Raw genomic sequence first — 17,766 nt, 5'->3', positions numbered from 1 at the left:
CTATACAGTCAATGGATTATAAAACTTTATTTAGATTGGTCAGCCTTTATGAAAGCTACTCGGTAATAAAGTTTAGCTATTAAACGCCTATGTTAATAACATTGTCTAGTAAAACTGAACTTCATGTCTGAGTACTTTATACTTGTAGCTAATAGTGCTCAGGCGTTCTTTGCTTTGATTAAAGCGAAGTCGACATATATGATTATTATCTACAAACACTCTCATTCATCTTTGCTTATTCACATCAAAAACAAGCTTATTACTTAACAGTAGTAAGCCTGTTTTTGATGTAATGATTCTCGCAGATGCGCTACAAGCAGTTTCAACTTTTGGTCCGGTTGCCGCGCCTTGGGATAAACCGCATACATACCCATTTTTTTTCGTGTAAAGCGCTGCAAAATCTGAGAGAGCGTATTTTGCCGCATTTCTTCATAAACAAGTGCTTGTGGTAAAAAGGCGATACCTAAATCGCTAAGGGTCGCTTGTTTAATCGCATTAAGATGATTGCTATGAAACCGACCCTGTACAGGAAGCAGTTGCTCCGTGCCATCTATATATAGCGGCCATATACCATTCGCCGTATGATCAAACTTATAGACCAAACACTCATGACTCCGTAATTGTTCAGGGGTTTGAGGTATACCGTGTCGCTCTAAATAGTCTGGTGTCGCACATATGACCCACTGGCTATCTATAAGACGTCTTGCAATGAGTGATGAGTCTTCAAGCTCTGCTGTCCTTATCGCCAGATCAAATCCTTCTTCTATCAAATCAACCAATCGATTGGTAATCTGTAAATCTACTGATATTTCTGGGTGTTGTTTACAGAATTCGGCAATGGATTCGCTCAATATTAGATTTGCAGAGACCGCTGGCATGGTTATACGTATGTTGCCTTTCATGTCCTCACCATAGCCTGTAACGGCATTTTCAGCTTCCTGAAAGGCAAATTTAGCGATTTTAGCTTTGTCATAAAGCGTCCTTCCTGCATCGGTTAAGCTTAACTTTCTGGTTGTCCTATACAGTAGCTGTGCGTTTAAGCTCTCTTCTAATCTTGCAATGCGTTTACTTACCACTGAATTCGTTAATGACAGCTTTTCAGCGACCCGAGAAAATGACCCTTCATCAACCACTTGGACGAATAAAATCATATCGTCAGCTTTGCCCATACTTGTTCCTCAATTGGTGTAATACGTTTTGGATTATAGCAAAAAAAGAAAATAATATTGTCCTTTGATGCAATATATCAATGTATTGACAAGGCGTAGAATATTTTAGGGAATTTTGAGCATTTGTTTATTTAACCATTCTATTAATCATGTCACTGACAGAGATTGTTTTCAGCTTCGTCTGACCGACAGCATGAAGTTATAAAAACAAATGCTTAGATGAAGTGGTTCAAGGAAGATTACACGATAAAAAAAGGATTATGATTTTGAATCAAACAATATATGGACTGTTGCATTACTGCCAATCGTTCTCTGTGGTATTTTTTTGATAGGCTTGCAATGGTCAGCCAAAAGAACCATGCCAATCGTTCTGGCGGTTACTGCCGCGCTTGCCCTCTTTGTATGGGATATGACGCTTAATCGCGTGTCTTCATCGATTATTCAAGGAATGGTCATTACCGTCTCAGTATTGTGGATCGTATTTGGCGCTATTTTCTTATTGAATACGTTAAAGCATACTGGTGCCATCGCCGTTATCCGTGCTGGATTTACCAATGTATCGCCAGATAGGCGGGTGCAAGCCATTATTATTGCTTGGTGCTTTGGTTGCTTTCTTGAGGGAGCGGCTGGCTTTGGTACAGCGGCCGCTATTGCCGCGCCGTTACTGGTCGCGATAGGCTTTCCAGCACTAGGTGCCGTGTTAATGGGAATGATGATACAAAGTACGCCTGTATCATTTGGTGCGGTCGGTACGCCTATCGTTATTGGCGTAAACAAAGGCTTGGATAAAGCTGCTATCAGCACTCAGTTGGCAAAACAAGGACTAGAGTGGGGCGACTTTTTACAACTGATTACCAGTCAAGTCGCCATTATGCACGGGGTCATTGGTACGTCTATGCCACTCTTTATGGTAATGATGCTGACTCGATTTTTTGGTAAAAATAAAAGCTGGAGAGAAGGCTTCGCTATTTGGCCATTTGCTATTTTTGCAGGTTTGGCATTTACGCTTCCTTATACTTTGACTGGTATCTTTTTAGGACCAGAGTTTCCGTCACTGGTCGGTGGTTTGGTTAGTGTCGCCATCGTTGTTAATGCGGCAAAACGTGGATTTTTAGTGCCAAAAACTACATGGGATTTTGAGCCGCAAAAAAACTGGCCAAGTGAATGGCTTGGTAAGCTAGTGGTCAGCAAAGAAGACATCACTCCTGCGTTAAGTGATAAAAAGATGTCCACGGTCATGGCATGGTTCCCTTATTTGTTAGTTGCCCTTTTATTGGTGTGTTCTAGAGTATTAACAGGCTTTCAGTCTTTGCTGAACAGCGCGACAGTAGACCTAACCTTGATTTTAAGTGAGGCAGATATCAGTGCCAGTTTTAGTCCTTTATACTTACCAGGCGGCTTGTTATTAATTAGCGCCTTGGTTGCCGCAGCTTTTCAAACGAACAAACCTGCCAGTGCACTAAACAATGCCTTCAAAGAATCAGGAAAAACTGTACTAGGGGCCGGATTTGTCCTTATTTTTACGATTCCAATGGTTAGAATTTTTATTAATTCAGGCGTAAACTTATCAGATGTGGCGAGTATGCCTGTCGCCAGTGCAGAGTTGTTTGCGGGTACTTTTGGTAGTGTTTTCCCCTTAATCAGTGCAACCATTGGTGCGTTAGGTGCCTTTATCGCGGGCTCTAATACCGTATCCAACATGATGTTCAGTCAATTCCAATACGAAGCCGCCATGAGCTTACATATTTCACCTTCTCTAATCATCGCGGCTCAAGCAGTTGGTGCGGCTGCTGGTAATATGATTGCAGTACATAATGTGGTGGCTGCATCAGCAACGGTGGGCCTACTCGGTATGGAGGGCGCCACACTTAGGCGTACTATTTTACCTACCATCTATTATGTGTTGTTCTGCGGAATAATCGTTATGGCTACCATTTACATTTTCGGTTTTCAAGGTCCTTTAGCACCATAAAGCACATGTAACCTCCAAGATAAAGAGATTGATATGCATTCATCAAACCTTTTCTCATCAAATATGCCTTCTCAAGACATCATTAGCCCTGATCAAGTGTTAGACAAGCTAACCCATTTACTGGGAGCCGGCAATGTACAGGCTGATCCGGAAAAAAAACGAACACTATAGAATGGGGTGGCGTTCTGGCGGCGGCAGCGCTTTGGCTGTTTTGTTTCCGCAAACGCTGCTGGAGATTTGGCGTAGTCTAGAAATATGTGTGGAAGGCGACTGCATTATTATCATGCAAGCAGCAAAAACAGGGCTGACGGAAGGCTCAACCCCGAGCGGTAATGATTACGATAGACCAGTGGTTGTGATCAATACCCTTGCAATGAATCAGTTGTATTTGGTGAATGATAACGAGCAAGTGATTAGCTTACCTGGCGCCACGTTGCACCAATTGCAAAGTCAGCTTAAAGCCGTAAATAGAGCGCCTCACTCGGTCATCGGTTCATCGACGTTAGGTGCATCTATCATTGGCGGTGTTTCTAATAACTCAGGTGGGGCACTGGTTAAAAGAGGTCCTGCTTATACTGAGCTTGCTTTATTTGCCCAAATAGACAAGCACGGTCAGCTAGTGCTGGTTAATCACCTAGATGTAGAGTTAGGCGACACTCCAGAAGAAATACTCACTAATCTGCAAACAGGTAATTTTGATAAAAGAGCATTACCTGATACTGGTAAGATGCATCTGATAAAGAATATATCGCCAGAGTAAAAGATGTTGATGCAAGTACGCCAAGTCGTTTTAATGCGGATAAGCGAAGACTGTATGAAGCCAGTGGCTGCGCTGGTAAACTTGCCGTGTTTGCAGTGCGTCTTGATACCTATCCAACGGCTGCAAAAGAGAAAACATTTTATATAGGCACCAACAGTGTGAGTGAGCTTGCACAGCTCAGAAGGCAAATATTATCAAGCTTTGATAATATCCCTGAAGTGGGTGAGTACATGCATCGTGATATATTCGATGTATCCGCTAAATACGGAAAAGACACGTTTCTGAGTATTAAACATCTCGGTACAAATGCCTTACCTAGACTGTTTTCTATTAAAGGCGCTATGGATGCAAAGTTCCATAAATGGTCATGGATGCCAAAGCACTTTACTGACAAAGTTATGCAGTTCGTTGCCAATATGTTCCCAAAGCATTTACCGAAGCGAATGACTGAATACCGAGATAAGTACGAGCATCATCTAATCTTAAAAATGAGTGATGAAGGTATAGAGGAAGCACAGGATTTTTTGAAGGCGTTTTTTGCCGTGTCAGACACGGGTAACTATTTTGAATGTAGTCAAGAAGAATCAGAAAGCGCTTTTTTACATCGTTTTGCTGCGGCAGGTGCTGCATTAAGGTATGAAGTCGTCCATGAGCAGGAAGTCGGCGAGATATTAGCGCTGGATATTGCCATACCGCGTAACGAGTTGAACTGGCTTGAAACGTTACCTGAAGAAATTGAAAAGCATTTGGAGAAGAAACTTTATTACGGACATTTCTTTTGTTACGTATTTCATCAAGACTATATTTTGAAGAAGGGCAGCGATGCACACCTTGTCAAAAAAATGATGTTAGAGCTGTTGAGCGCACGCGGAGCCAAATATCCCGCTGAGCACAATGTAGGTCATCTGTACGAAGCGGAACCCGATTTGCAGAACTTTTATAAAAGTCTAGACCCAACCAATACATTCAATCCGGGTGTTGGTAAAATGTCGAAAACCAAACGTAATTGCTCGTGCTGTTTGTAAATGACTAAGCTGCTGAATAGTTCAGTATGTGTTTATCATAAATTCTCAATAAGACTTAAAAGCACTGCCGATTGGTAGTGCTTTTTGATTATTTCTCGGTAAATGTATCAGTGACCTCGAGTTCAGAAGCACATTTATTCAAAATGATTTTGTTATCTATTGTTAAATACCAGTCGATGCTATGTATAATGCAGCACTAGCATAGCTTTCACTCATATGCCTTTAATAAGAAGATTACATTATGTCAAACAAGCGTCCTTTATATATTCCTGTTGCTGGACCCGCTCTTTTAGAGACACCTTTACTGAATAAAGGTAGTGCTTTTTCATCAGAAGAACGTAGTAGCTTTAATTTAACGGGGCTATTACCTCATAATATTGAAACAATTGAAGAACAATCATTACGTGCTTATCATCAACTAAGCTCATTCACTGATGCGATGGATAAGCATATTTACTTGCGTAATATACAAGATACCAATGAAACCTTATTTCATCATTTAATTGAGCAGCATATCGAAGAAGTCATGCCGCTCATTTATACCCCAACCGTTGGTCAGGCGTGTGAAAAGTTCTCGCAAATTTATCGTCGTAAACGTGGTTTGTTTATCTCATATCCTGAGCGTCACAAAATCGACGACATGCTACAAAATGCCACCAAACAAAACGTTAAAGTGATAGTTGTTACTGACGGTGAACGTATCTTGGGCCTAGGAGATCAGGGTATTGGCGGTATGGGCATTCCAATCGGTAAGTTGTCTTTATATACGGCTTGTGGTGGTATTAGCCCAGCTTATTGTCTACCTATTTTGCTGGATGTCGGCACCAATAACCAACAGCTGCTTGACGATCCTATGTATATGGGCTGGAGAAATCCGCGCATCTCTGGCGATGAATATAATGAATTTGTGGATTTATTTATTCAAGCGTTAAGCGTCGTTGGCCAGAAGTGTTATTGCAATTTGAAGATTTTGCTCAGGAAAACGCGACACCATTATTGAATAAATATCGTGATCAGCTGTGCTGCTTTAATGATGATATTCAAGGGACTGCTGCGGTATCGGTTGGTACTCTGATTGCAGCGTGTCTAAATAAAGGTCAAAAACTTAGCCAACAGAATATCGCATTTTTAGGCGCAGGATCTGCAGGTTGCGGTATTGCTGAGCATATTATTCGCCAAATGCAGCGTGAAGGATTGACTGAAGAGCAAGCTCGTAGTCAAGTATTCATGGTTGATCGCTATGGCTTGCTAACAGATGGCATGACAGAACTGCAAAAATTCCAAGAACCGTTAGTACAAAAAGAATCAGCTATTGCAAGCTGGGATAAAAGTAAGAAACTCGGCTTAGCGCAAGTAGTTAAACAAGCAAAAATTACCGTATTATTTGGTGTTAGCGGACAAAAAGGTCTGTTCACCCAAGAAGTGATCGAATCGCTATGTGCTAATACTGAGCACCCAATTGTACTACCACTTTCAAATCCAACGTCTCGTGTGGAAGCAACGCCGCAAGAAGTCATGAATTGGAGTAAAGGTAAGGCAATTGTTGCGACGGGTAGTCCGTTTCCTCATACCACTTATAACGGTCAGACTTTTGAGGTGTCTCAGTGTAATAACAGCTATATTTTCCCTGGTATTGGTCTGGGTGTTTTAGCAGCACGTGCGACAGGTATCAGCGATAATATGCTAACGGCAGCAAGCCAAGCCCTTGCAGATATATCAATGGAATACGAAAAAGCACCTGGTGCTATCTTACCGCCGATCAAAGTTATCAGAGAGATCAGTGAAAAAATAGCGTATGCAGTGGCATTGCAAGCGGCTCAAGATAAGCTAGCACTACCTATCACATCGGAGAATTTACAACGCCGATTAAAAGCGAACTTTTGGTTACCTGAATATCGTAACTATCGCCGTACTTCTTTCTAGGTTAGAGATTAGATAGTTAGCTATTATCAATATTGCAAACACCATAAAAAAAATCACCTTAACTTGAACAGTTAGGGTGATTTTTCTATGCCTTAATATAAAACTATAAGGTCTGTATGGTCGCTTAGCTTGTTTCAGTAATGTGTAAGTTAATGATTTTGAAGGTATCTTATTTGTCGATATTGGTCGATACCGTCAAAAGTAACCAAGATATAATTTTATTATTCCTTACTAACCTTGCCTATTAACCCTTGAATATAAAAAACCCCTTGTAGCACAAGGCTTACAAGGGTTTTTTATTACTTCTAATATTGTTTGATGGTGCGCCCACCACGCAACGACTAACTTAGCATAATCCTTTATTATTAAGGGATAAGGTAGTTAAGTATTTATTTTTAACAACAAATTTAACAACTTCTTAAGGTTTATTGATTTGCCATCCGATTGAGATTGGCTTTTATATCATGAATGACCTGATTTGATAATTCTTTCTCAATGTTATGATCTTTAATAACAGTCAAAAAGTCCTCAGCAACTGATGCTACCTGATCAATAATAGCTTGTGCCTTTTTTTGCTTAATATCAGCAAGTTTAGCCAACTTTAATAAGTGAGATCGGGTAGGGTATTGAGCTTCACCAGTCACATCCATTTGATGATAACCGTTCATACCTGAGTTATAAACGAGATCATAGACAGGCGACAATGACCACCTGCCAGCCTTGTCCATCATAAAAGAGAAGTTCTTGCTATGATCGTCTTTATTGTTAAAGATGACATTAAATACAGCATGTCTAAAACCCTCTTCTACAGCAACTTGTGATTGGGTCAACATACGCACGCAGCGTAAATACTGCAGATAATCTAATGATGGGATGCGAAAATCAATGTCTAATAAACCTGCCAGCGTATGAGTATGAACGCGTTGATTGTCCATACGGTCAAAACGCTCAACCCCAAAAGCAGCATGTTTTTCACCGATATCAAAATAATGATGCGCAGGCATGTTTAGGCCTGCTTGCTTAGCCATATCAGCATAAATTGACTCTAATAGGCAAACGCTTTTATGCTCAGATTGGGCAGGAAACTTAATCAGCCACGGCGCTGCGGATGGCTGTTCGCTTTTTAAGTCCGTAGTAATAAACTCGGTTGCCTCATCATATAGGACAAGTGCTTTTGGTCTTGCACCTTGTGGTGAGCCGCCGATAACGATGAGCTCAGCCAGTATGTTGCTATCTTGTCCGGATAAAATCGATTGATTGGCAGCGGCCAGTTTGGCTAAAGTAAAATCATTAATATCGATATCAGCGCCTGATAAATCTTGTTGTGGCTCAAAACTAAGTGCTCCCATTGCTGAATTACCAATATAAGCGAGGCGATCTAAAACATTGATTGACGTAGCATGAGACATTGTTTTTCGAAAGAACCTATCCATGAGCAGCATTCCCCAACCATCAGGTAAGCTGTCTGATAATAATCCGCATAGGTAATGGCTCGACGCATGAGTACCATAATAAGGTGCTGATCGTAAGGGCATCTCAATTGGTGATAACTCCAGTCCATCAGTCAGCCACGCCGCATCATAGCCAAAGGTAGGGCGTCGTCCATCCATCGTTAATTTACCGATAAGACGTTTGTCTCCGAATCCTTGGTAGTAAATATTGATAATTGATATCGGTTGATACATTGAGGTGGCTACCTTATATCAGCTTTTATTTGAGGCGCGCAAGCGTGGATTTTGTTTAGCGATAACATCTTCTATATTGGTAGGCACTACATCAAATAATTCAGAAAAGTGATTTACCATGCCAAGAGCCATAGCGAGCCTGATTATATTGTCTAGTGTACCGCCCTGACCAGACTCAATACGAGCAACAGTACTGATGCCAGTACCAGCCTTATCTGCTAAAGCGGCTTGTGTTAAGTTTAATGCCAGTCTCTGCGTTTTTAAGCGTTCACCTAAAATCTGAGAAATTTCACTTGGCGTATAAAAATCAAATCTTATTTTCATAATATAATCATTCATATAAGAGTGTTAAAATACTATTTTAGCACTTAGTCATTCAAATATGAATTCTTGTTTTTATAAAGCTAATAATTAGAAAAAAATACTTGCAATAAGTACCTGTTCTTTACATAATCCTTTCACTATAAAAAAAAGTGGACTTATATATACAAGTATTTCGAGAACCAATATAGCTGGCCATACTTTAAGCTTTTTAACGGTTAGTATTATCAGCGTTTGTATCAATGCCAATGCGCTTACGCCTGAGTGACCCCTGCCGTCAAACCCCAATATTAACAACATCACCTAAGAAAAGTGGATTTTATACATCAGTCTTCTGCACTATGTAAACAATAGCATTTAGGTGATTTTCGAATCATTAGAGTAAAAGAATTCCATGGTAAGGGATAGGTTAATTATATTTTGGACACCATAATATTGAGGTGTTTATCACCCAACAAGTTATAGTTTAGATTAATATTTGGTCTATAGTCAGTTCAAAATAAAACTGTTATGGTTAGGACAAATATCATAAAACAATTTAGATAAGTCATTCTCCATCCAGCCTTGGCGTAGAAACTTCACTTGTGCCCATTTTTTTCTCGATAGGGTTTAGATCAGGGCTATAAGGTGGTAACCAAAGAATGCGATGCCCATGCCTGTTCAGTAGCTTTTGAATGCGTTTATTTTTGTGAAACCGAGCATTATCCATCACAATCACGCATTTTGTTTTAAGACTTGGAATTAGTGTATGTTTGCACCAGTGGTAGAATATGCTGCTGTTGATGTTGTGCTCAAAGTAATCCAGTGCAAACAGCACTTTTTCATACAAAGCACCAATAACATTGGTCCGCTTTTTACCTTGCCAGTTATAGCGATCAATACAAGGTTTACCAATCGGTGCATAGCCATGAGAACGAATAGTCTCGGCCTCAAAGCCGCTCTCATCCATATATACAACGGGATAGCCTTGCTGAATAAATCTGTCAAGCTTACTCTGATACATCGCTCTTTTGATCGGGCACGCTTTTGGATGTTCTAAAGTCTTTTTTTTGACTGATACCTAAACGTTTTAACGCCTTACAAATGGCTGGGGCAGTACAGTTAAACCGTCTTGCTCTTTCATAGTGGTAGTCGTCAGGATGATCTTCAACATCTTTGCGTAGCGCATCATTGGGTATTTTTGATGGCTTAACATTACGTGTGGTTTTACTATGCAGCCTTTGCTTCCACTTTTGAATGGTGGTTGGACTGATGTTATAAAAGTGGCAGCCTCAGCAAAGGTCATACCATTCTCTAAGCTTTCAAGAACTTGTTTACGATAATCTAATGAGTAGGTCATAATAAAAAAATATAGCTATTGAGATGTTTTATCTTATAACATTTTTATATTTAATACACTATACTCTAGCATTGAGTAATTCTTTGCTATCGATATTAATTTTAAAGCTATCCCCTAATAAAAATAAACAGTAAATAGAAAATTCGTTAAAATTATAACCCCTAAATTTAATGTCTACGGATTCGACAGCAGAGGTCGGTAACAAGAGGTTGAGCCATCTAGCTTAGTATATTTATAATTACTGTATTGTATTTAACTATGACATCACTACGATTTTGATATTTGAGAATAATTACTCTACAGCTATTTACTTTCCAATAACCTCTTTCATAAATACTACTTAATACATCTCTGGCCAAAAAATTAATAGTGACAAGCTATGAAACATAATTTTGGGCAATTTTCATATCTATTAATACTCATCTTAAAGCGAACCTCTCTCTTAACAAATATCCTAATATTTTGTGGCATTACTTTTAGTCATGGTTGACAGACTTTATATCATTTTCCAATGGTCTGTGATTTGGAGTAATCTTGACCGTAATCAGAACCATAACAAGGAAGTTTGTATGGCAAAATTACGACCAGTGACTTTTTGGCCCGCATTTGTTTGCTTGGTATTAACCGTCGCTTACACACTCATTGATAAACAAAATTTTATCACGGGCACATCAAGCCTAAACACGATAATCATGACTAACCTTTCTTGGTTATTCAACCTTAGTGCTTTATTCATGGTGTTTATCGCAGCGTACGCCTTTTTTGCCCCAATCGGGCGGGTACGTATTGGCGGCGAAAACGCCTCTCAAATGCTGACCCCATTTCGTTGGTTTGCCGTGTCGCTAACCACAGTTATTGCAATGGGTATTCTATTTTGGTCTGTTGCCGAACCAGTTCTACACTATCATGAGCCCCCCGCATATTTAGGCATAATCCTGAAAGCCCTGAAGCGATGCGCTTTTCGATGTCTACTATCTTTGTACATTGGACGATTACCCCTTATTCAATTTATACGGTTGCTGGTTTGGCATTTGCCTTAGCATTCCATAATCTTAAGTTACCATTTTCTATTGGTTCGATGTTACGTCCAATTTTAGGGCGCTGGGTTGATGGTGTTGGTGGTCAGATAGTTGATGGTTTAGCGCTATTTGCTGTCGTACTGGGTATGTCTGCCACATTGACTTCTGGGCTATTGGTGATAAGCGATGGCATGGAGTCTGTACTAGGCATTCAGAAAAGTACCACTGGGTATGCAATTATCGCTATCGTCATTATAGGGGCTGCGCTTATATCTGCTGCGTCTGGACTGCACCGTGGTATCCAAAACCTTGCTCGAATCAACACTTGGCTCTACTTTGTAGGCGCTATATTCATATTTATTGTGGGTCCTACTACCTTTATCTTGTCGCTGGGTGTTGAGTCGCTAGGGGTTTATCTTTCTGACTTTTTCGCACGCAACTTAGTAACAGGCGCTTCTGGCAATGACCCATGGCCAGGTTGGTGGACAGTGGCTTTCTTTGCCAGTTGGTTTGCTTGGGCGCCACTAAGCTGTCTGTTTCTTGGAAAAATTGCCCGTGGCTATACCGTTCGTCAGTTCATCATGGTCAATCTGCTGTTGCCATCTGCTTTCGGCTTTGTATGGTTCAGTATATTCAGCGGTTCTTCATTGTTCTTTGATACCACCATGGGCGGCATTATGTACCAAGCTTACCAAGACAATGGTTTTGCTTCGGTGATTTATGTGCTGTTCGATCAGTTACCTGGTAGCACTATACTCAGCGCGCTATTCATATTTGCCTGCTTTATCACCTTTGTGACAGCGGCCGATTCGACGACCGATGCGATTGGAGGTCTGTGTATCCAAGGCGTTGATGCAGAAAACCTTACGTCTCCTATATGGGTAAAAACGATTTGGGGCTGTGCCGTGGCCTTTGTCGCTTGGATAAGTGCGAGCTTTATCGGTACTGATGCCATCAAGATGTTGTTCAATTTGTCCGGTGTACCCGGCATGTTGATTGTACTGGGTGCAGGCCTTTCATTCTTGAAGCTGGCCCGTAGGGTTGAGATTAATGGGGATATTGTTGAGTTAAAGCCAACGCTATCAACTGACGTAAGGAAAACTAGTGAGCCTTCACGCTCAATAACGTAAAAAGAGTGGCAGTAAAAACACGTTCAAAAATGCGGTAACCATACTATCTAGTAGAACTATATCTACGACTACCTTTAAGGATTAAACATGCAATACGTCAAACTCGGACAGTCTGGCCTAAAAGTATCTCGCCTTTGTCTTGGCACCATGAATATGGGTTCAAAAGAATGGAAACCTTGGATCTTTAACGAAAAAGAAAGTGAGCCGATCATTGCACATGCGCTCGATATGGGTGTTAACTTCATCGATTTAGCCGACTTTTACTCTCTTGGCGCTGGTGAAGAGGTCGTGTGTAATGTATTGCGCCGTATCGCTCGTAGAGATGACTTGGTTATCACCACTAAAGTGGGATATGCCATGAACAATGACATCAATGCACAAGGGCATTCACGAAAAAAACATTTTCAAACCCCAATATTAACAATATCACCTAAGTAAAATGCCAAATTAAAAAAAGGTTACCGAGGCTATATTTGGTATAGCATTGGCAACCTTTTTTTATGTTTTTAATATTTAAAAGTAAGTTTATACGTTCATTATAATCAGATTTTCAGTCCCTCGATAGCGAAGTCATCATCACCTAAGCAGTTATGTTCTGGCTAGTACATTGCAGTCGCTGAGAAACAGATCAAAAATACAAATATTTAGTGTAGGAGTAGGTTTTTAATCAACTGTCTGAGTAATCCGATGATGAATAGACCTTAGGTGCAGCCATAGTTTTCCAAGCCTAAATAGTACGTTTTACCGTACCTTGCCTTATATCAAATAAATATGCCTCAACATCACGAATAACAGAAATGCCTGAACCAGCTCATTCAGAACTAGTTATTGGCATACCTATTCCAAGTTTAATTCAAGTGGTAACCCACCCAAACCTAAGACACTAATCTAATAGAATTAAGCTGCGTGAAATAGTTTCTGCATTGGCGTAAAGCGCCATTGCCCATGTTCGGGCGCTCGTTATTGTAGTGGTACAACCAGTGTTCTGCTTGTTCTCTGACTTGAGCTAAAGTAGTAAACAGCTCTTGGTTTAACCAATCATACCGCATCGTTCTATTATAGCGCTCTACATAAGCATTTTGCTGTGGATGACCAGGCTCAATATATCTGATAGCAATATCTTGCTCTAGTGCCCAGTCTTTGAGTGCATTACTAATGCACTCAGGACCGTTGTCACATCTCACTTGATCAGGCTTGCCTCGATATTCAATCAGCTGATTCAGACCGCGTATCACTCTTTGAGCAGGTAGTGAAAAGTCAATCTCAACGGTTAGCGCATCAGGCATAAAGTCCATGCTCCAGCTTTGATTGATACTATCAGGTACTGCTAGAGGTATGGGTTTGTCACGTTTAATACGGCGCTTGGGCTTGATTCTAAGGTTCAATTCAAGATCGCAGTAGATGCGATACACGACGCGTTTGTGGTTGTAGGGCAACCCCAGAAAGTTATACAGACTTAAAAAGCATAATCCAAAGCCCCAATTCTTATTCTTCTGCGTCAGATCTATTAATAAATCCGCTATTAGCTTGTTTTCATCAGAGGCAACTGACTTATGATAGTAGCAAGTGACGCTGATGTTAAAGATATGGCAAGCCCTGCGTATGCTAATAAAACGCTCTTCAAGGTAGTGACAAGCCATCTCACGGCGCCTTGATGGCGCTACCATTTTTTTGACATGACATTCTGTAATATGTCAGATTTAAGACATTCATCGGCATACATCTTCTTTAGTCGAGCGTTCTCAATTTCAAGCTCTTTAAGACGTGAGATTAAAGAGGCATCCATACCGCCGTATTTAGAACGCCAGTTATAAAAGGTGCTTTGTCCAATATTGTGGTCACGGCATAGCTCAGTGATAGGGACACCTTGCTCTGCTTGCTTTAAGATGTTGACGATTTGGTTGTCGCTAAAGCGGATCTTTTTCATAGGGTTCTTCTGCTGATAGTTTAGCAGTTAATCTCTATTTCTAAGCGTTCTTATTTATCGGGAGGATTGCCGGAGTATGCGCAGTACTGAAGGGATGGCCGAACGGATCGATCAAGGTTTGCAGCGACGCAAACGCTGGATATTGCCTGAACCTGTTTCGCACCTTGGCAGCTTACTGTAGCGAGTCGCACCGGCTCTGTACTTGCATCAGGTGCGTAAACGCTTTAAAGGCGAACTACGATAAATTAATTATTGGATTCGTCTCAGCTTTTATTCTAATATTGTGCCGTTTAAAAAATAATGTTGCTAGCAACGGTATTTTAAACGGTATTTTTTATCACCACCTAGAAATGTCATGACATATTACTCACTATATGAGTGTTTGGTTTTTAGCTTCCTAAGCTAGCCTTAAGGTTTGTTTGTTGTAATAGCAGTAGAGCAGATGATGTAACGTCTAGCCTACTAGCGGTATCTCGCCTAGGTTTGATGTCTAGCAATTATATCGTCAAAAAAATAAACGAACTATTAAGGGAGTGATGACCATGGACCAAAACAGTACAACGAATCCGACACACGAGTCTGATATATTGTTATCAAACATTCCTAAAACCAGACAAGTACGAGTTTGGGATATTTTGGTCAGAGTGACTCACTGGGCCGTCGCGGCTGGTATCACTGCTAATTTGCTTTTTACCGAAGAAGGCAGTGAGCTGCATCAATATGTCGGTTATACCGTGGTAGGGTTAGTGGTTGTACGTTTGCTTTGGGGTTTAGTTGGCACTCGCTATGCACGCTTCAGTGACTTTTTTTCCTACATCGTCTCGTATTAAACGTCACCTATCTGATTTAAGTGCTCGCCGTATGGATGAGCAGCATCTTGGTCATAACCCATTGGCTGCCATTATGATGCTATTGTTATGGGCCGTGATTATAGGGTTAGGCGTGAGTGGTTATTTGATGGAGGCAAGAATTTTCGGTAGTAAAGACATCCTTGAAGAAATTCATGAAATACTTGCCAATAGTTTATACTCACTTGTCCCGTTACACATTATCTCTGCGATTGTCATGAGTTATTGGGAACGGCAAAATCTGATTAAGTCGATGATAACCGGTAATAAAACGGTAACGACGCGTCGCCCAAGATAAAATAATCAACGAAACAGGACAGTCATGGCACGCATACTATTAATAGAAGACGATAGCAATATTGCTGAAGGTATTGTTGTCGGGCTAAAAAGCCATGGCATGATGGTCGATTGGTTTAGTGATGCTAGGCAAGGTGAAATGGCACTGCAAGAGGATATGTTTGATGCGGTGTTGCTCGATCTGACGTTGCCAAAAGGTGATGGTATGACTGTGCTACAAAATTGGCGCTATAAACAGCTAGACACACCGGTGTTGATTATTACGGCTCGTGACGCGATTGCCAATCGCGTGGCTGGACTCAATGCAGGCGCAGATGATTATCTAGTCAAGCCATTTGCACTAGATGAAGTGGTTGCCCGTCTGCAAGCATTGATACGGCGTAGTCAGGGACGGAGCCAACCTGAGATTCGTTATGGTGAAGTCGCTTATTGGCCTCACAATCACCAAGTCTCTTATCAAGGTCAAGTCATTGAGCTAACCATCAAAGAAGTGGCCATACTAGAGCAAATGCTAACTCATCCTAAACAGATTCATAGTCGAGCCAGCTTAGAGGACAAGCTCTATGGTTGGCAACAGGATATTGAGAGTAATGCTATTGAAGTGCATATCCATCATTTACGCAAAAAACTGGGCAATGATTTTATTTTAACCAAACGCGGCATCGGCTACTATCTCAATCCAGCACATAGCCATTAAAGTGTTTATGTTCAATTTGGCTTTTAATATATGAGCAACATGTGAGCTTATGAAAAGTATCCAGCAGCGGCTGTTAATCTCTTTACTCATTGGTCTACCCTTACTATGGCTTATCACATCGAGCTTTATTGCTTGGCGGTTATGGCATGAAATTAATGAGATGAATGACACGCAAATCACTCAAGTGGTTCGATATTTGATGGGCGTATCTGCTGATGACAGTGATTCACAAGATGGGGATCCAAAAACTGGAGAACAAGAAGACAGCGACCAAGAGGAAGGTAAAGGAGAGCATCATAGAGAAAAGAGCGAAAAGCCCGCTGCCAAAATATATAATTTAAAAAGTAAAGAGCTGTCAGGTGACCTGGGTGATGCTGAAGATGACTATATGGGCTTTGCCATTTGGGATAAAGAAGGACATCTATTAGTGGCTGATGAAAATGGTCAGTCATTTTCTTTTCTGCCAGACCAGCGTGGTTTTTTTAGAAGAATATAACTCTGCTTATCAGCGCCTAAACCCTTTTAGCAAACGCTGGCGGTTATTTTATGCGCATGATGACTATAATGGTGACAATGGCTACGATGACACGCATGAAGGCCGAGTGATCGCTGTTGGTCAAAACCTTGATTCTCGCCGAGAAATGATTGTCGAAGCAATGTCTGTGCAAGTGTTGCCTATGTTGATTGGGCTATTTTCCTTCATGATTTTGGCTATCGGATTGATACGACACGGACTGATGCCGTTAAGCCAAATCAGTGCCGAGGTGGAACAGCGCAAGCTGCAAGATGATAGTCCTATCACAGCAGACGTACCAAAAGAGATTCAGCCTTTGGTGACCGCTTTAAACGTTTTGTTTATAAAAGTGGCAGATACCTTGGCACGTGAACAACGCTTTACCGCTGATGCTTCTCATGAGCTGCGTAGTCCACTGGCTGCGCTCAAACTACAAGCAGACTTGTTACAGCAGCAGCTATTACAACTGTCTGGCATAGAAAACGACAATCAGTTGTTTTATCACACACAAAAGATTAGCGATGGCATTGAGCGTGCGACCCATTTGGTCGATCAATTATTGGTTTTAGCCAAGATAGAGCCGCAACAGCAGTTGCCTCCTGAGCAATTAGAGCATCCAGACTGGCTGATGCTCACAGATTCTGTACTGAGTGATGTCAACCGCTTGGCTCGTGAAAAACACATTCAATTAAAACGCACCGTACACTGTGACAATCCTGCCGATATTTTGCCCATTCTTATCAATCCAGTATTATTTAAGCTATTAATCCGCAATTTACTAGACAATGCCATCCGCTATTGCCCAGAGGGCTGTCTGATTGAACTGCAGTTAGATGTTGATAATATTAAAGTGGTGGATAATGGCTTGGGTGCAGACCCAGAGCAGCTAGCGCGCCTGAGCGAACGCTTCTACCGTCCAGCAGGTCAAACCCAACTAGGTAGTGGCTAGGACTGTCAATCGCCAATCGAATCGCCGAGCTGCACAACCTCACCTTAGCGTTTGCCAACCGCTCTCAACCAGAAACAGGCTTTGTGGTAACAGTTAAAAGTAAAAGCCCACTCTCAAAACCATTGTAAAAAAATAAATCATACTGTCTTAAGATTGAGTTAATATTCGGTGCGTATGCTACTCGTATTCCC

13 protein-coding genes and 4 pseudogenes are annotated in these 17,766 nt (G+C 41.1%); 11 read left to right on the top strand and 6 right to left on the bottom strand.

Translation table 11 applies throughout. The features are described from left to right. Positions 1-263: 263 nt before the first annotated feature. Positions 264-1,169 (bottom strand): LysR family transcriptional regulator, encoded by a 906-nt coding sequence (locus tag TT11_RS15650; RefSeq protein ID WP_261871085.1) that lies wholly within the window; start codon positions 1,167-1,169, stop codon positions 264-266. 280 nt (positions 1,170-1,449) lie between these two features. On the opposite strand from TT11_RS15650, the gene TT11_RS15645 reads away from it, so the two are divergent. The 3 genes and pseudogenes from TT11_RS15645 to TT11_RS15635 all read left to right on the top strand — a co-directional run bounded on the left by TT11_RS15645 (position 1,450) and on the right by TT11_RS15635 (position 6,849). Further along, a complete protein-coding gene (locus TT11_RS15645) occupies positions 1,450-3,141 on the top strand; it encodes an L-lactate permease (RefSeq protein WP_370587878.1) in 1,692 nt (563 codons plus the stop codon). Between the two features lie 63 nt (positions 3,142-3,204). Continuing rightward, positions 3,205-4,926 (top strand): annotated as a pseudogene (gene dld / locus TT11_RS15640) (D-lactate dehydrogenase). A 241-nt stretch (positions 4,927-5,167) separates the two neighbouring features. Beyond that, positions 5,168-6,849: pseudogene (locus tag TT11_RS15635) on the top strand (NAD-dependent malic enzyme). A 425-nt stretch (positions 6,850-7,274) separates the two neighbouring features. Here the strand turns inward: TT11_RS15635 and TT11_RS15630 are convergent. The 4 genes from TT11_RS15630 to TT11_RS15615 form a co-directional block, all read right to left on the bottom strand. Then, positions 7,275-8,534, bottom strand: coding sequence for a type II toxin-antitoxin system HipA family toxin (locus TT11_RS15630; protein WP_160022927.1), 1,260 nt, complete (start codon positions 8,532-8,534; stop codon positions 7,275-7,277). An 18-nt stretch (positions 8,535-8,552) separates the two neighbouring features. Further along, complete coding sequence (locus tag TT11_RS15625; RefSeq protein WP_201580011.1) at positions 8,553-8,858, bottom strand: helix-turn-helix domain-containing protein; 306 nt, start codon at positions 8,856-8,858, stop codon at positions 8,553-8,555. 544 nt (positions 8,859-9,402) lie between these two features. Continuing rightward, on the bottom strand, positions 9,403-9,858 hold the full coding sequence (locus TT11_RS15620) for an IS630 family transposase (protein WP_261871084.1): 456 nt from the start codon (positions 9,856-9,858) through the stop codon (positions 9,403-9,405). After that, positions 9,845-10,072, bottom strand: coding sequence for a transposase (locus tag TT11_RS15615; protein WP_261871091.1), 228 nt, complete (start codon positions 10,070-10,072; stop codon positions 9,845-9,847). The genes TT11_RS15620 and TT11_RS15615 overlap by 14 nt, the downstream gene beginning before the upstream one ends. A 604-nt stretch (positions 10,073-10,676) precedes the next feature. On the opposite strand from TT11_RS15615, the pseudogene TT11_RS17530 reads away from it, so the two are divergent. The 3 genes and pseudogenes from TT11_RS17530 to TT11_RS15605 form a co-directional block, all read left to right on the top strand. Then, positions 10,677-11,102 (top strand): annotated as a pseudogene (locus TT11_RS17530) (BCCT family transporter); the annotation flags it as partial. 11 nt (positions 11,103-11,113) lie between these two features. Next, positions 11,114-12,343: a BCCT family transporter gene (locus tag TT11_RS15610; protein WP_261871090.1), complete on the top strand. Its 1,230-nt coding sequence runs from the start codon at positions 11,114-11,116 to the stop codon at positions 12,341-12,343. An 87-nt stretch (positions 12,344-12,430) separates the two neighbouring features. Continuing rightward, the gene (locus TT11_RS15605; RefSeq protein WP_261871083.1) at positions 12,431-12,781 is read left to right on the top strand and encodes an aldo/keto reductase; all 351 of its coding nucleotides are present in this window, start codon (positions 12,431-12,433) and stop codon (positions 12,779-12,781) included. A 459-nt stretch (positions 12,782-13,240) separates the two neighbouring features. Here the strand turns inward: TT11_RS15605 and TT11_RS15600 are convergent. Next, a pseudogene (locus TT11_RS15600) lies at positions 13,241-14,270 on the bottom strand (integrase core domain-containing protein). Between the two features lie 542 nt (positions 14,271-14,812). Here TT11_RS15600 and TT11_RS15595 point away from each other — a divergent pair. From TT11_RS15595 to TT11_RS15575, 5 genes are read left to right on the top strand one after another with little or no spacing between them, the layout of a single operon-like run. After that, a complete protein-coding gene (locus TT11_RS15595) occupies positions 14,813-15,100 on the top strand; it encodes a cytochrome b/b6 domain-containing protein (protein WP_261871082.1) in 288 nt (95 codons plus the stop codon). After that, positions 15,069-15,416 carry a cytochrome b/b6 domain-containing protein gene (locus TT11_RS15590; RefSeq protein ID WP_261871081.1) on the top strand — a complete coding sequence of 116 codons (348 nt, stop codon included), beginning with the start codon at positions 15,069-15,071 and terminating at the stop codon, positions 15,414-15,416. Before TT11_RS15595 ends, TT11_RS15590 begins: the two co-directional genes overlap by 32 nt. 24 nt (positions 15,417-15,440) lie before the next feature. Then, positions 15,441-16,112, top strand: a complete 672-nt coding sequence (locus tag TT11_RS15585) for a response regulator (RefSeq protein WP_025653062.1) — start codon at positions 15,441-15,443, stop codon at positions 16,110-16,112. Between the two features lie 49 nt (positions 16,113-16,161). Further along, positions 16,162-16,608: a hypothetical protein gene (locus TT11_RS15580; protein ID WP_261871080.1), complete on the top strand. Its 447-nt coding sequence runs from the start codon at positions 16,162-16,164 to the stop codon at positions 16,606-16,608. Continuing rightward, a complete protein-coding gene (locus tag TT11_RS15575) occupies positions 16,586-17,575 on the top strand; it encodes a histidine kinase dimerization/phospho-acceptor domain-containing protein (protein WP_261871079.1) in 990 nt (329 codons plus the stop codon). Before TT11_RS15580 ends, TT11_RS15575 begins: the two co-directional genes overlap by 23 nt. Positions 17,576-17,766 lie beyond the last annotated feature (191 nt).

The organism is Psychrobacter sp. JCM 18901, from assembly GCF_000586435.1.
Lineage (GTDB): Bacteria > Pseudomonadota > Gammaproteobacteria > Pseudomonadales > Moraxellaceae > Psychrobacter.
Note: the sequence above shows the minus strand (reverse complement) of the source record. Positions and strands in the feature narration are given on the sequence as shown.